The sequence below is a fragment of the Acidimicrobiia bacterium genome (assembly GCA_040881685.1).
Classification (GTDB): Bacteria; Actinomycetota; Acidimicrobiia; order IMCC26256; family PALSA-555; genus SHVJ01.
The window spans coordinates 24,661-37,530 of record JBBECS010000053.1 but is presented as its reverse complement, the minus strand read 5'-3'; the positions used below and the strand labels follow the sequence as shown (position 1 = coordinate 37,530).

Annotated in this window: 15 protein-coding genes; 5 read left to right on the top strand and 10 right to left on the bottom strand. The window is 68.6% G+C overall.

Annotated features, from left to right (window positions below):
• The coding region (locus tag WEE69_13950) for a biotin/lipoyl-containing protein (GenBank protein ID MEX1146398.1) at window positions 1-428 on the bottom strand (428 nt) is incomplete at its 3' end.
• Window positions 429-447: 19 nt separating this feature from the next.
• Window positions 448-1,830, bottom strand: a complete 1,383-nt coding sequence (gene lpdA, locus WEE69_13945) for a dihydrolipoyl dehydrogenase (protein ID MEX1146397.1) — start codon at window positions 1,828-1,830, stop codon at window positions 448-450.
• A gap of 230 nt (window positions 1,831-2,060) precedes the next feature.
• On the opposite strand from lpdA, the gene WEE69_13940 reads away from it, so the two are divergent.
• From WEE69_13940 to WEE69_13930, 3 genes are read left to right on the top strand one after another with little or no spacing between them, the layout of a single operon-like run.
• Window positions 2,061-3,407, top strand: a complete 1,347-nt coding sequence (locus WEE69_13940) for a hypothetical protein (GenBank protein MEX1146396.1) — start codon at window positions 2,061-2,063, stop codon at window positions 3,405-3,407.
• 11 nt (window positions 3,408-3,418) lie between these two features.
• Window positions 3,419-4,540 (top strand): glycosyltransferase family 1 protein, encoded by a 1,122-nt coding sequence (locus tag WEE69_13935; GenBank protein ID MEX1146395.1) that lies wholly within the window; start codon window positions 3,419-3,421, stop codon window positions 4,538-4,540.
• Window positions 4,541-4,572: 32 nt separating this feature from the next.
• Window positions 4,573-5,160, top strand: coding sequence for a DUF1802 family protein (locus WEE69_13930; protein ID MEX1146394.1), 588 nt, complete (start codon window positions 4,573-4,575; stop codon window positions 5,158-5,160).
• Here the strand turns inward: WEE69_13930 and WEE69_13925 are convergent.
• The 8 genes from WEE69_13925 to WEE69_13890 form a co-directional block, all read right to left on the bottom strand.
• Complete coding sequence (locus tag WEE69_13925; protein ID MEX1146393.1) at window positions 5,157-5,348, bottom strand: hypothetical protein; 192 nt, start codon at window positions 5,346-5,348, stop codon at window positions 5,157-5,159. The two genes, WEE69_13930 and WEE69_13925, sit on opposite strands and share 4 nt — an antisense overlap.
• Window positions 5,349-5,702: 354 nt before the next feature.
• Complete coding sequence (locus tag WEE69_13920) at window positions 5,703-6,167, bottom strand: hypothetical protein (GenBank protein MEX1146392.1); 465 nt, start codon at window positions 6,165-6,167, stop codon at window positions 5,703-5,705.
• Between the two features lie 2 nt (window positions 6,168-6,169).
• On the bottom strand, window positions 6,170-7,765 hold the full coding sequence (locus tag WEE69_13915) for a hypothetical protein (GenBank protein MEX1146391.1): 1,596 nt from the start codon (window positions 7,763-7,765) through the stop codon (window positions 6,170-6,172).
• Window positions 7,762-8,292: a MauE/DoxX family redox-associated membrane protein gene (locus WEE69_13910; GenBank protein ID MEX1146390.1), complete on the bottom strand. Its 531-nt coding sequence runs from the start codon at window positions 8,290-8,292 to the stop codon at window positions 7,762-7,764. The genes WEE69_13915 and WEE69_13910 overlap by 4 nt, the downstream gene beginning before the upstream one ends.
• Entirely contained in the window at window positions 8,289-8,792 is a 504-nt protein-coding gene (locus WEE69_13905; GenBank protein ID MEX1146389.1) for a hypothetical protein, read from the bottom strand. Before WEE69_13905 ends, WEE69_13910 begins: the two co-directional genes overlap by 4 nt.
• On the bottom strand, window positions 8,789-9,553 hold the full coding sequence (locus WEE69_13900) for a hypothetical protein (GenBank protein MEX1146388.1): 765 nt from the start codon (window positions 9,551-9,553) through the stop codon (window positions 8,789-8,791). The genes WEE69_13905 and WEE69_13900 overlap by 4 nt, the downstream gene beginning before the upstream one ends.
• Before the next feature lie 319 nt (window positions 9,554-9,872).
• Window positions 9,873-11,003 (bottom strand): acyl-CoA dehydrogenase family protein, encoded by a 1,131-nt coding sequence (locus WEE69_13895; protein ID MEX1146387.1) that lies wholly within the window; start codon window positions 11,001-11,003, stop codon window positions 9,873-9,875.
• Between the two features lie 170 nt (window positions 11,004-11,173).
• On the bottom strand, window positions 11,174-12,361 hold the full coding sequence (locus WEE69_13890; protein ID MEX1146386.1) for an acyl-CoA dehydrogenase family protein: 1,188 nt from the start codon (window positions 12,359-12,361) through the stop codon (window positions 11,174-11,176).
• An 82-nt stretch (window positions 12,362-12,443) separates the two neighbouring features.
• On the opposite strand from WEE69_13890, the gene WEE69_13885 reads away from it, so the two are divergent.
• Together WEE69_13885 and WEE69_13880 are read left to right on the top strand one after the other, a co-directional pair.
• Window positions 12,444-12,698, top strand: coding sequence for a hypothetical protein (locus tag WEE69_13885; protein ID MEX1146385.1), 255 nt, complete (start codon window positions 12,444-12,446; stop codon window positions 12,696-12,698).
• Complete coding sequence (locus WEE69_13880; GenBank protein MEX1146384.1) at window positions 12,688-12,840, top strand: hypothetical protein; 153 nt, start codon at window positions 12,688-12,690, stop codon at window positions 12,838-12,840. The genes WEE69_13885 and WEE69_13880 overlap by 11 nt, the downstream gene beginning before the upstream one ends.
• Window positions 12,841-12,870: the final 30 nt, after the last annotated feature.

Here is a 12,870-nt window from a genome sequence, read left to right as displayed (position 1 = left end):
GGCGCGATCGGCTCCGGCGCGATCGGCTCCGGCGGCGGCGCGGGAATGACCGGCTCCACGGGCGTCGGCGCCGGCGCGATCGGCTCCGGCGGTGGCGCGGGAATGACCGGCTCCGGGGGTGGCGCGGACGCGGGCGGCGTGACCACCACCGGAGCCGCTGGTGCCTCAGCGGTGCTCGGCGTCGACGGCGCCGCGTCGGCGTCCTCGATCACCGCGAGCACGGTGCCGACCGCGACCGTCTCACCCTCAGGGACGCGGATCTCCGTCACGACGCCGCTCATCGGTGCCGGCACTTCGGAATCGACCTTGTCGGTCGAGACCTCGAACAGCGGTTCGTCGGCCTCGATCGTTTGCCCGGCTTGCTTGAACCAGCGCGTGATCATGCCCTCGGTGACCGTCTCACCGAGCTGCGGCATCGTCACGTCCACGTGGTTCCTCCTCCCCGAGTCAATGCAGCGGCCGTCCGGTGAGGGCGAGCGTCGCCTCGCCGAACATCTCGCTCAGCGTCGGGTGCGGATGGATGAGCGTCGCGATCTCGTCGGCCGACGCCTCCCAGTTCACCGCCAGGTAGCCCTCGGCGATCAGCTCGGTCGCCCACGGCCCCACGATGTGCACGCCGAGGATGGCGCCGTCGCGCTCAGAAACGACCTTCACGATGCCCTCGGGTTCGCCGAGGATCAGCGCACGACCCGAACCAACGAAGCGTTGCACCGCGGTCACCACGTCATGGCCGCGCTCCCGTGCTTGCTCCTCGGTCAACCCGACAAAGGCGACCTCGGGGTGGCAGTAGATGCCCCAGGGCACCTTCTCGTATTCGATCGGCCGAACCTCTTCGCCGAGCACCGTCTTGATCGCGACGATCGCTTCGGCGAACGCCACATGCGCGAGCTGGGGCGTGTTGACCACGTCGCCCACGGCGTACACCCCTGGTACCGCGGTCTGCATGTGTTCGTTCACGCGCACGAACTCGTTCGCATCGAGCTCCACGCCCGAGCTCTCGAGACCGATCCCCTGTGTGCGCGGCCCTCGTCCGATGCTCACGATCACCTGATCGACAGTCGCTGTCATAGCACCTTCCGGTCCCTCGAAGGTCAGCGCGAGCTCGCGAGTTCCCTCGATGCTCGTGACGCGAACGCCGGCGTGCGCGACGATGCTGCGGCGGCGGAACGCGCGGGCGAGGGCAACCGACACTTCGGCGTCCACACCCGGAAGGATGCGCGGCAGCGCCTCGAGCAGCGTGACCTCGGATCCGTAGTCGGCGAGCATCGACGCGAACTCACATCCCACGGCACCGGCGCCGATGATCGCCACGCGCTGCGGCGTCTCTTCGATCTCGAGCACGTGATCCGACGACAAAATGCGCGACCCGTCGAAGTCGAGCCCCGACAACGAGCGCGCCGCCGATCCGGTTGCGAGCACGAGCGCTCTGCCTTCGACCTCGGTGCCGTCTGACGCCAACACGCGACGCGCCGCGGCGTCCGCCACAGTGCCGGTGCCGGCGATCACCGTGACCTCGCGCCCCTTCAACGACGTCTCGAGGCCCTTGGTCAGGCGGTCGATCACCTGTTGCTTGCGCGCCTGGCTCGTGCGCAGGTCGAGCGTCGGGTCACTCGATTCGACGCCGAACTCCTTCGCGCTCTGCACCGTGCGCAGCACCTCGGCGGTCTGGAGGAGCTCCTTCGCCGGGATGCACCCGCGGTGCAGGCAAGTCCCTCCTACCCGCTGCTCCTCGACGAGCGCGATGCGAAGACCGGCTGCCGCGCCGTAGAGCGCGGCGGCATAGCCCCCCGGTCCCCCGCCGAGGACGACGACATCGAACTGGTCAGCCAAGGGCTCCTCTCCACGGTCGGTGGGGCATGTGGACACCGCAAGTATCGGCCACGAAGAGGGCTGCGACGAGGATTCAGGGCGAGGAGAGCGTGAAGAGCTTGACTGCCGACGCCACCAGGATCGCCACGGCGCAGAGCGCAGCGAGGATCAACAGCATCCGGGTGCTCATCGGTCGGGCCATTATGCTCGCATCGCCCTTTGGGCCCTGCTGCGGGAACGGCTTTGATCACATGGCACAACGCACACAGCGCCTGATCGAGGCGGCCCGGCGACCCATGCCGGAGGGCACGTTCGTGGTCGGCGCGGGCCTGCTCATCGCCGGACTCAGCGCGTACGGCTTCCAGATCCTTACGTTCCGAGCTCTCGGTCACTCCGATTACAAGGCCGTCAACGCGCTGTGGGTGCTCGTGTTCGTGCTCGCACCCGGTTTCTTCCTCCCCTTGGAACAAGAGGTCGGCCGCGCGCTCGCCGACCGCCGGGTCAAGGGAGTTGGTGGTGGACCGGTGGTGCGCCGGGCCGCGCTCGCCGCACTCATCCTCACGATCACGCTCGCTCTTCTGGCTGGTGCAGCGGCGCTGGGTACGCCGCTCGTCGACGACCTGTTCAAGGGCAGCAGCGGGTTGGCCGCATGTCTGGTGATCGCGTTGTTCACCTACTGCGTGCAGCACCTCGCACGCGGCACGCTGTCGGGCAACGAACGCTTCGGGTCGTACAGCTTGATCATCGGTGCGGAGGGCGTCATTCGTCTGGTGCCGTGCATCGGGCTGGCCGCGGCCGGCGTCGACGACCCTGCGTTGTACGGGCTCTGCCTTGCGGTACCGCCTGCGATTGCCGCAGTCATTGCGCTGTCGCGCGAACACGGTCTGATCGCGCCGGGTCCCGACGCGCCCTGGTCGGAGCTCTCGACCAACCTCGGGTATCTCTTCTTCGGGTCGCTCTCGGCGCAAGTGCTGGGGTACGCGCCGTTCCTCGGCGCGCTCCTCCTGGCGAAGGATTCACAAGACAAGGCGGTCGCCAACTTCCTTGCCGGCGTGTTCCTCGCGCGGATCCCGATCCTGCTGTTCCAGGCCGTGCAGGCCGCGCTGCTGCCCAAGCTCGCTGGTCTCGCGGGCGCGGGCCGTCATGACGACTTTCGTACCGGGCTGCGCAAGCTGGTGGTGATCGTGGTGGCCATCGGCGCGATAGGGGTGGTCGCGGGCGGCACGCTCGGGCCACCGGTCGGCGAGATCCTCTTCGGCGAGAAGTTCAACCTCGGTCATCAGGACCTCGCCCTGCTCGCGGCAGGAAGCGGGCTGTTCATCCTGGCGCTCACGCTCGCGCAGGCGTTGATCGCATTGATGGGTCACTCACGAGTCCTGCTGGCTTGGCTGGTCGGCATCGCCGCATTCGCGGCGGTAGCCGCTCTCGCGAGTGACAACGTCTTCACCCGTGTGGAGCTCGGCTTCATCGCGGGCGCGTCGGCCTCGACGGCCGCGATGGCCATGCTCCTCGTCGCGCGCATGCGAGCCGGCATCCCGGACGAAGAGGCCTTCGCCCGACTCGCGGAGCAGATCGAGCACGAACCGCTCGAGATCTGAATCCTGACGCCGTGCGGGATCCTGGACGTCTCCGAGTCGGCGTCGAGGCCACCGCGCTCCTCGGGCCCCGAACCGGCGTCGGCCAGATGGTCGAGAACCTCCTCGAGACGCTCGCGGCGCGCGAGGACCTCGACGTCACCGCGTTCGCCATCACGCTGAGGGGTCGCGAGCAGCTCGCCTACGAGGTGCCCCGGCACGTGCGCGCCCGGACACGCCACCTTCCGGCTCGTTTGACGCGCATGTTGTGGCGTCACGCTCCAATTCCGCGTGCCGAGTTCTGGGCGGGGAACGTCGACGTGGTGCACGCACCCAACTTCGTAGCGCCCCCCGCGCGCGCACCGGTCATCGCCACGATTCACGATCTCACCTTCGTGTGGTACCCAGAGCTCAGCACCCCTGACACCCTCACGTTCCCGCGCTACATCCGGCTGGCGCTCGACCGCGGCGCGGTGATCCACGTGGTGAGCGACTTCATCGCCAACGAGGTGCGAGAGCACTTCGACGTCGAGCCCGATCGTCTCGTACGCGTCTACAGCGGGCTGGTGCCGTCGGCCGGGGGTGATCCGGCCCGGGGTCACCGCTTGGCCGGCACGGAGCGCTACGTGCTCACGATCGGCACGGTGGAACCCCGCAAGAACCTCCCGAATCTCGTGCGCGCGTTCGACGAGGCGGCGGGCAACGACGCAGGTCTCGTACTGGTGGTCGCGGGTCCGGATGGTTGGGGCGTCGAGGAGTTCGACGCTGCGGTCGCGGACGCGCGCCACGGCGACCGGATCCTCAGGCTCGGGTACGTCGACGACGACGACCGCGTCGACCTTCTCGCTGGCGCGACGGTGCTCGCGTACCCGTCGATCTACGAGGGCTTCGGTCACCCCCCGCTCGAGGCCATGCAAGCTGGCATCCCGGTGGTCGCGTCGAATGCCGGCGCGCTACCCGAGGTGCTGGGCGACGCCGCCCTCCTGCCCGATCCAGCCGACGTCGACGCGCTCGCCGACGCGTTGGGCACGGTCCTCGCTGACGACGACGTGCGCGCCCAGCTCATCGCCCGCGGGCGCGAGCGCGTCACGAGGTACACCTGGGATCGCGCCGGTGCCGAGCTGGCCGACCTTTACCGTCGGGTCGCGGAGAAGTAGCGATCGTCCGGACGGAAAGTAGTCTCGACCATGTGACGATCCCCGCATTCAAGGAGTGGGCCGTCGTCGTACGCGCACTGCTCTCGGGCGAGCAGATCCTCGACGTTCGCAAGGGCGGGTTGCACGAGGACGGCCGCCATTTCGACCTGCACGCGACGCGCCTGTGGCTGTATCCGACGGCCGAGCACCAGAAGCGCGAGCTCGTCAAGCCTGCGTACCAACACTGGGTCGACGAGACGACCGCGGTGGCACCCAGCGACCGGAGCATACGAGTGGAGGGCTGGGCCGACGTGGTTGCCATGGCCACGCTCACGGATCCCGACGACCTGGCCAAGCTTGCGTCGCGCTTCATCTGGACTGTCGACTACGCAGAGTCACGGTTGAGCTGGAAGCGCCGTGATCCGCTGTGGGTGCTCGCGCTGCGTGCGCACCGCCTGCTCGAGCCCATCACGGTGCCGTGGCGCGAGAAGTACGGCGGGTGTACGTCGTGGGTGGAACTCGAGGGTCTACCGGCCGATCCTGCTGCGACGGCGAGCGAGCCCGCGCTCACCGACGAGTCGTTCGCCGCCCGCCTCCAGCTCACCGAGAACGAGCTCCCCGGCATGTTCAAAGCGCCCTAGGGGCGATAGCCCCGGTTGCGGGCCTCGGCGAGGGTGTCGGGGCCGAACGTGGCGAACTGCTCGGACGCGAGCAGGTCTTGGACCTTCTCGGCCACCGCGGGATCGTCGAGGGCGTCGAGGTCGTGCACCCGCTGGTTGCGCTTGTCACCAAGAAAGCGAACGTGCTCGAACCGCGCCGGTTTCTCCATCGCGCCCAACCTACATTCCGCTCTTGGCCCTTCGGGCCGGGCCGCTCGGCCACGCTCGCTGCTCGCCGGGATACCCGGCTCGCGGTCGCTCGCTCTGGCCATTCCGCTGCGGCGGACGCGAGCGGGCGGGGCGCTGGAACGCCCCGCCCAACTCGATGAAGGCTGTGTGTGCACCGTCCGTGTTCGCGGGAGGGACCGGTCCCCGCCGGATGTGGTGCCGGTGCGGCGGTGGAACTCCGCCAAGCGGTCCAGCCGGTGTGTGGCCTAGCGGCCGCGCACCTCCAGGGTCCCGTAACGATCATGCATGTGTGGACCACCTCCCTTCTCTGGTGAAGCGGTTGTAGCACGCGGGCGTCAGCCGCGCGGTGGACTTGGGGGCTCGTCCTGGTCGGCAGGCGTGGCCAGCGGCCCGATGGCGCCGATCTCACGCAGATAGGCGAGCTGCGTCTCGACGACCGCGTGCACCTGCTCGGGGATGAACGCTTCGCCCGTCTCGGCCGATCGCTCGACGATGTACGCGACCTGCTCGGCGCCACCGACGACTACAGGCCCGTCGGGCGAGGTAGTCGTACCGTTCGGAGACACCCCGTGCCGTTCGAAGAACTCGATCTGGAGGTCGAGGATGCGCCGCACGTCACCGGTTGTGAGCGTCGCCGCGACATCGTCAGGCACATGCTCCACGATCCATTCGTACGCGTCCTCGGCGTCGAACAACGCCGGCGGGGGCTTGCGCGCCAGGCGACCGGCCTCGCGCACCACGAACACCGCTGCGATCGCTACGACGAGCCCGACCACCAGGAACGCGGCGACGAGCTCCACTCCTACGCGTAGCCCTTGGCCGGAGCGATCGTCAGACCGGTCACCGACGCCCAGCCCGTCCACGTGGCGCCGTCCCAGCGTTGATACCAGAGCTCGGAGTCGCTCCCGAGCACGAACACATTGATCGCGGTCCCGTCGAAGACGACGACCGGGCTCGATCGCGCGTCGAGGCCGAGACTCGTCCACGCCGACCATGCGCCGGCGTCACCGTGGATCCACCAGACCGCGTAGTCGGTCCCCCGGACGAACACGTGAACCTCGCCGCCGAATTCGCACCCTGCCGGCTCAGAGGTGGCGATGATGTTGGGGAGCGTGTCCCATCCATTCGGCGTCGTCGCGATGCCGTGCGCGAACAACCGATAGTTCAGCCCACGCGCGATGAGCAGCGCGCCCGAGCCCTTCGTGACGACGACCGGGTCGCTCGAGATCACACCGCTCAGCCCGGTCCAACCCCCCCAACCGGTCTCAGTGAGCACGGCATGGTGCGGCACGCCGTTGACTCCGCGGGTCGTGAGCGCGGCATTCGTTCCTGTCGGCGTGGCCATCGGATCGGAGAGGGTGACGCCGCTCGTACCCGACCACGGCGCCCATTGCGTCCCGTCCCAGGCTCGGAAGTGCACGACACCGTTCACGCCGCGGGCGACGGCGACCACGACCGAGCCAACGTTGACGAGCAGGGGATCGGACGCGATCTCGCCGTCGAACGGCTGCCAGGCCGACCAGGCGGTGCCGTCGTGCAGCGCCCAGATCATGCGCCGCGCGTTGTCCTTGGCGGCTGCGAGGGTCGTCCCGCCCATCAAGGCGATGGCGACCCGAGACGACACGGTCCCCCCGAGGGACTCCCACGCACCGAACGTCGTGCCGTCCCACCGCGTCGTCCAGACGGCCGCGTCGGAACCTCTCGCGGCCACGACCATCGCGCCGGCACCGTCGGTGGCGGCCGAACCGACCGCGAGGAGCACGGGTACCGGCGGGGGAGGTGGCGGAGGCGTGTACTTGCTGCAGTCGGTGTAGTGGCCCGCGGTCGAGTTGTCGACGGCGCCCGACGGGCTGCACCCGATGTTGAGGTTGTACGGCGGCACGCACGTGACCATGCGGCAGGCGATCGGGCCCACGCTGCCGACGTGCTGGTTGCACTGGCCGTATCGGAAGTAGTTGCAGTGCACCTTGCGGGTGTGACACCCGGCGGCGCACCGGCACGGTGAGCACCCGGCGCAGAAGCCGTCACCGCGCCGAGGTCCACAGCACACCTCGTTGCAGTCGATGTAGTAGCGGGTGCCGTTGCAGTAGACCGAGTAGTCAGCGCGCCACCATCCGGCGGAGATCGTGTTCGGCGGGCACGCGTTCACTCCCTTGTTGATGACGCAGCAGAACTCGGTGTAACCGTCACGGCACAGCGTCCCGCCCGGACAGTCGGTGATGCGCGTGTACGGCGCACCTTGTTTCGTGATCACCTTGCAGCCGGTGGCCGCAACGGCGGTGCCGACGAGGGTCGCACGCGAGATGAAGCTGCGCCGCGACAGTCGGGAATCCAGTAGGCCGCTCGTCTTGGAGACGAGCCAGTTGGCGACGCCGACGCCCCTGCTGCGTTCGGTCATGCCGTTCGAGCCTCGCGCACAAGTGCCAGCGTGCGTGGGAGTGCCGTGAGCGCAAGGAAGGCGAGGAACGTCCCGGTGATCACGAGCAGCACGTACGGCACACCCGCGAGCGGTTGATCCGCCACGGTGTCAGCCATCCCGGCGGTGGGGTCGACGACGACCGCGATCGCTGCGCCCGCCGCAGCAAGGTCGAACCCCACGTGCACGAGGCTCGGTGGCGTGTCGGCCTTGCCGAAGCACCCGCACGTCGCGATGGGAACGCCTCGGCCAAGGGCGATCGCGACGAACCCGGCGAAGAGGAGGTAGGACACCGCGACCAGCGCGGCACCGAGCCGGTCGCCTTCGACGATCGCGTACGCGCCAACCGCCGCTTCGAACGCGCCGCCGGCGCGGACCAACCACGGCGCGCCGGGCAACCCGACGCCGCGAAGCGCGTTGGCGGTGTCGCGTGGCGACGCCGCTTTGAACGCTCCCGCGAGACCGAGAAGTGTCGCCGCGATCATGAACGGGCCGGCCGCGGCGTTCACCCCGCGGCACCTGGATCGATGCGGATGCCGGCGAGCACCGCGTTGACGGCGGGTACCACCTCGTTCCGGCGGCTGTAGCTCCCGAGAACCACATACACGCAGAACGCGCGACCGGCCTCGTGGAAGAACTCTTGCCGACCCGCCTGGCCGGACAGCTGGCGTTGGAGACCCGCAGGGTCGAAGTCCTCGGGCGCCAGCTCAGGCATGCCTGCTCGCGCGAACAACGGTTGTGTGGCGTCGGCCGGCTCGAACTCCTTGAGCACGATGAACGCGTCGTCAGGACCGAGCGACTCGACCAGGTCGCTGCCGTAGTCAGCCGCGTCGTTGGGGATCGGAATCGATGCGACGTGCACGACGGGAAAGGTCAGCTCCCCTGGCGGCGCAGACGCTCCGACGACCCCTGCCGCCTGCACTTCTCCGGCCTCGGCACGGCGGAACACCCGACCCTCCCAACCAGCAGGGAGGTCGACGGCGAGGCCGTGCGCCTCGATCTCGCTCACTCGGGACCGCCCGAGTCATGGAGATCGTCCTCACTCGTGGGATAGAGGCTCGGGTGCCCGGGCTCGATGCCGGCGCGGAGCAGATCGGCATCCGCGCGCGCCTCCCGCGCCCGGCCGCCCGCCCGACGCCGCCGCCCGCCGCGGCCGCTCGTGCTGAGCCCTGCGTCGGCGATGGCCTGCTCCATCATCCCGACGAGGTGCTCCCACGTCATCGCCGCCCCCTCGCCGACGATGGCGCTCGTCGGCCCGTCCACGTAGGCGAAGTACGGAGCAACCGGCACGTCGTACGCGTCCCATGCCTCGCTCGACATCACCACCGAGAGGTCCCGTGGTGCGAATTTGCGCACGCGCGTCACACTTTCCGCCTCTTCACCCTTGGTGACGACAAGCAGGCGCGCGTCTCCAGGAACACGCAACCCGTCGGGGTTCGCGAACGCTGACCAGAAGTCGGCACATGTCGTGCAACCGGTTGTGAGGAATGCGAGCAGGGTCGAGTGGCGAGCGCCTGAGATCGAGACGCTCACCGCGTCGCCTGACGGCGTGGTACCGCTCACGTCGGCCGCGGCGCGCGGCTCGGCGCGTGGGCGGGGCACGGTGACACCGAGGTGCGTCGGCGTGGCGTCGCCCTCGGCATCGGGATCGAGACCCGCGCCGAGGCCGTGCAGTGCGCGCAGAATCTCCGCGTGGCTTCGCAGCAGACCGGCGACGAGGACAGCCAGCAGCGCCATGACGACAGCGAGCACGGTCACGAGAACGGCCATGGCGATCCAGTCTGTCACCGGCTGTAGTCGGCCCAGGTGCTCAACCTCTCCGCTCCTGGCGCTTCGCGCCCGGGCCGCTTTGGCCCCACTCGCTGCGCCGCGGGTACCCGCGGCGCTCACGCTCGTTCAAGTCAGCGAAGTGTGGATCGCGAGCACGAGCGCGGTCAGCACGAGACCGACGGCGCTCCGGCGCACGAGGTCCTCTGCGAATGCGCTCATCACCCCTCCTCCCATGCCCGAGATTCATCGGAGAAAAGAGGGTTTGGCTGAAGCCGCGCTTCCACCTTTCCTGGGCGTCGGCGGCCGGATCTCGGCTGGGCTAGATGCCGATGCGCTGTGCGAGCAGCTCCCGGTGATAGGTGGCGTCTCCCAGCAGGATCTCGGAGCTCTTGGCCCGCTTGAAGTAGAGGTGCGCGTCGTGCTCCCACGTGAAGCCGATCCCGCCGTGGATCTGGATGTTCTCGGCTGCGGCATGGAAGTAGGCGTCGGAGCAGTAGGCCTTGGCCAGGCTCGCGACGACGGGCAGCTCCTCGTTGTCCTCGGCGGCCGCCCACGCCGCGTAGTACGCGGCTGACTTGCCCGACTCCACCTCGAGCAGCATGTCGGCGCACTTGTGCTTGATCGCTTGGAAGGATCCGATTGGCCGGCCGAACTGCACTCGCACCTTGGCGTACTCGACGGCCATGTCGAGCACCCGCTGCGCGCCGCCGACCATCTCGTTCGCCAGGCACACTGCGGCCTGGTCGAGGGTCTTCGAGAGTGCGGCCCACCCCTTGCCGACCTCGCCGAGAGGACGCGCGGCGACGCCGGAGAAGTCGAGACGCGCTTGCTTGCGCGTCTGGTCCATCGTCGCGAGCGGCGTACGCGTCAAGCCCTTGGCGTCGCCGTCGACCACGAAGAACCCGATGCCGTCGTCGCCGGTGGTCCCAGATTGACGCGCAACCACGACGATCGTGTTGGCGGTGTGGCCGTCGAGCACGAACATCTTCGTGCCCTCGAGTGTCCAGGCGTCGCCCTTGCCCTTGGCCTCCATGGTGATCCCGGCCGCGTCCCACTTGCCGTTGGGCTCCGTGAACGCCAGCGCTGCGATCGTGTCGCCCGACGCGATGCCAGGGAGCAGCTCACCCTGTTGCGCATCCGTTCCTGCGTTCATGATCGCGTTGGCCGCGAGGCACACCGTCGAGAAGTACGGCGCGCAGAGCAGCACCTTGCCCATCTCTTCGAGCACGATGCCGAGCTCGACGAACGTGAAGCCCTGTCCGCCGTGCGCCTCGGGGAGGTGCAGGCTCTGGAGTCCGAGCTCCTGGGCCATCTGCTTCCACACGGCGGGGTCGAAGCCCTCCCCGGTCTCCATGAGCCGGCGCACCTCACTCGAGGGCGACTTCGACTCCATGAACTTGCCCACTGCGTCACGCAGCTGGTCCTGCTCTTCCGAGAACGCGAAGTTCACAACAACTCCTCCTCTATCGGCTCGCTCGTTGCGGGCCGGGAACCAACTCTTTGGTCGACGGCGCAGGCGCCGTCTCGTGAGCGTCGAGCAGCAAAGCTGCCCGATGCTCGTCCCGCGGCCACTCGCTCCCCTGCTCGCTTCGCTCGCGGCCGCGACGATTCATCACTCTCTCACTTCGGTTCGCGCGGGAGCCCGAGCACCCGCTCGCCGATGATGTTGCGCTGGATCTCGCTGGAGCCCGCATAGATGGTCTCCGAGCGGCTGAACATGAAGCTGCGTTGGAGCTCGTCGAGCTCGTACGCGCCCGGCTCAGACTTCTCGATGATGGCTCCGTCGGCACCGAGCACGTGCATCGCGCGCTCCCCGAGCGTGCGGTGCCAGTTGCTCCAGTAGAGCTTGCCGATGCTCGACTCCGGCCCGAGCACGCCCTTCTTCACGAGACCCGTGAGCATGCGCATGCCGTTGTACTTCATGATCTGCACACCGATGTACGAGTCGGCGAGCTCCTGACGGATGACCGGTTCGGCGGTTGCACCGCGTTTTTGCGCGACTTCGATCAGCTCCTGGAGCTCGCGCTGGAACGCGAGTTGCTGCGAGAGGAACGCTGTGCCCCGCTCGAAGCCGAGCGTGGCCATCGCGACCTTCCACCCGTCGTTCACCTCGCCGAGCAAGTTCGCCTTGTCGGTACGCGCGTCGGTGAAGAAGACCTCGTTGAACTCCGCCGTCCCCGTCATCTGCTTGAGGGGACGCACCTCGATCCCGGGCTGGTCCATCGGGATCAAGAGGTACGAGAGACCGTGGTGCCCGTGCGACTCGGGATCGGTGCGGGTGACGCAGAAGCACCACTGCGATCGATGCGCCAGCGTGGTCCAGACCTTCTGCCCGTTCACGACCCACTGGTCGCCGTCGAGCACGCCGCGCGTGGCCACGTTGGCAAGGTCGGAGCCGGCGTTGGGCTCGGAGTAGCCCTGGCACCACAACTCCTCGACCGACTGGATCTTGGGGAGGAACCGCCGCTTCTGCTCGTCGGTGCCGTAGGCGAGCAGCGTGGGAGCAAAGAGGCCCTCGCCGAAGAAGCTCACGCGCGCGGGGGCGTCGGCCTTGGCGTACTCCTCGTTGAAGATCACCTGCTCGGCGAAGGAGGCGTTGCGGCCGCCGTACTCCTCGGGCCACGAGATGCCGAGCCAGCGATCCCGACCGAGCAGCTTCTCCCACTCGACGCGCGTGTCCCAACCGCTCTCGTCGGCCGGTCCGCCCCGGCCTCCGAGCTCCGCGAACTCGCCGCTCAGGTGCACCGCGAGCCACGAACGCACTTCGGCGCGAAAGCGCGCCTCGTCCGGGGTGTCCGTGAAGTCCATCTCGCCACCGACGCTACTTGTCGGTAGCAAGGACCGGCCAGGGCTGACACCGGCAGCCTACTCTCGGGCTCGGAGGACGTAGATGCACTTCACGGCGCACAACATCGAGCTCCCGGGCCGCAAGTTCACCATCAGCGCAGACGAGATCGTGTTCGAGGAGCGGGGACTCTGTCGCGCGGTCGTCGGCGCAGTCCAATCGGAGTTCGATGGCGAGGATCTCTCCGGCGTGCGCGTGGCCGATCTCGGTTCGCTGGAAGGGGGGTATCGCATGGCCCGGCGGCGACCGACTAGCGTGCGCCCCAGCAAGCACCGACTCCGGAGGACTCATGCCGCTTGAGAAGATCGCCGTCAAGAACCAGCGGCCAGGTGTCATGGTGACGCCCGGCCTGCGCCCACCCGACGAGGACGACCCGTCCCGTGAGGACGAGCTCCTCGCGACGGAGACCGAGATCCTCGCCGAGGCCAGCGAGTCCCGCTAGCCACAGGTCGAAACCCGCGTAACCTGGCCC

Coding starts and splice junctions, on each gene's coding strand:
- WEE69_13940 (MEX1146396.1), top strand. CDS start 2,061: ATGGCACAACGCACACAGCGCCTGATCGAGGCGGCCCGGCGACCCATG.
- WEE69_13885 (MEX1146385.1), top strand. CDS start 12,444: ATGCACTTCACGGCGCACAACATCGAGCTCCCGGGCCGCAAGTTCACC.
- WEE69_13880 (MEX1146384.1), top strand. CDS start 12,688: ATGCCGCTTGAGAAGATCGCCGTCAAGAACCAGCGGCCAGGTGTCATG.
- WEE69_13890 (MEX1146386.1), bottom strand. CDS start 12,361: ATGGACTTCACGGACACCCCGGACGAGGCGCGCTTTCGCGCCGAAGTG.
- WEE69_13915 (MEX1146391.1), bottom strand. CDS start 7,765: ATGACCGAACGCAGCAGGGGCGTCGGCGTCGCCAACTGGCTCGTCTCC.
- WEE69_13900 (MEX1146388.1), bottom strand. CDS start 9,553: ATGGCCGTTCTCGTGACCGTGCTCGCTGTCGTCATGGCGCTGCTGGCT.
- WEE69_13925 (MEX1146393.1), bottom strand. CDS start 5,348: ATGGAGAAACCGGCGCGGTTCGAGCACGTTCGCTTTCTTGGTGACAAG.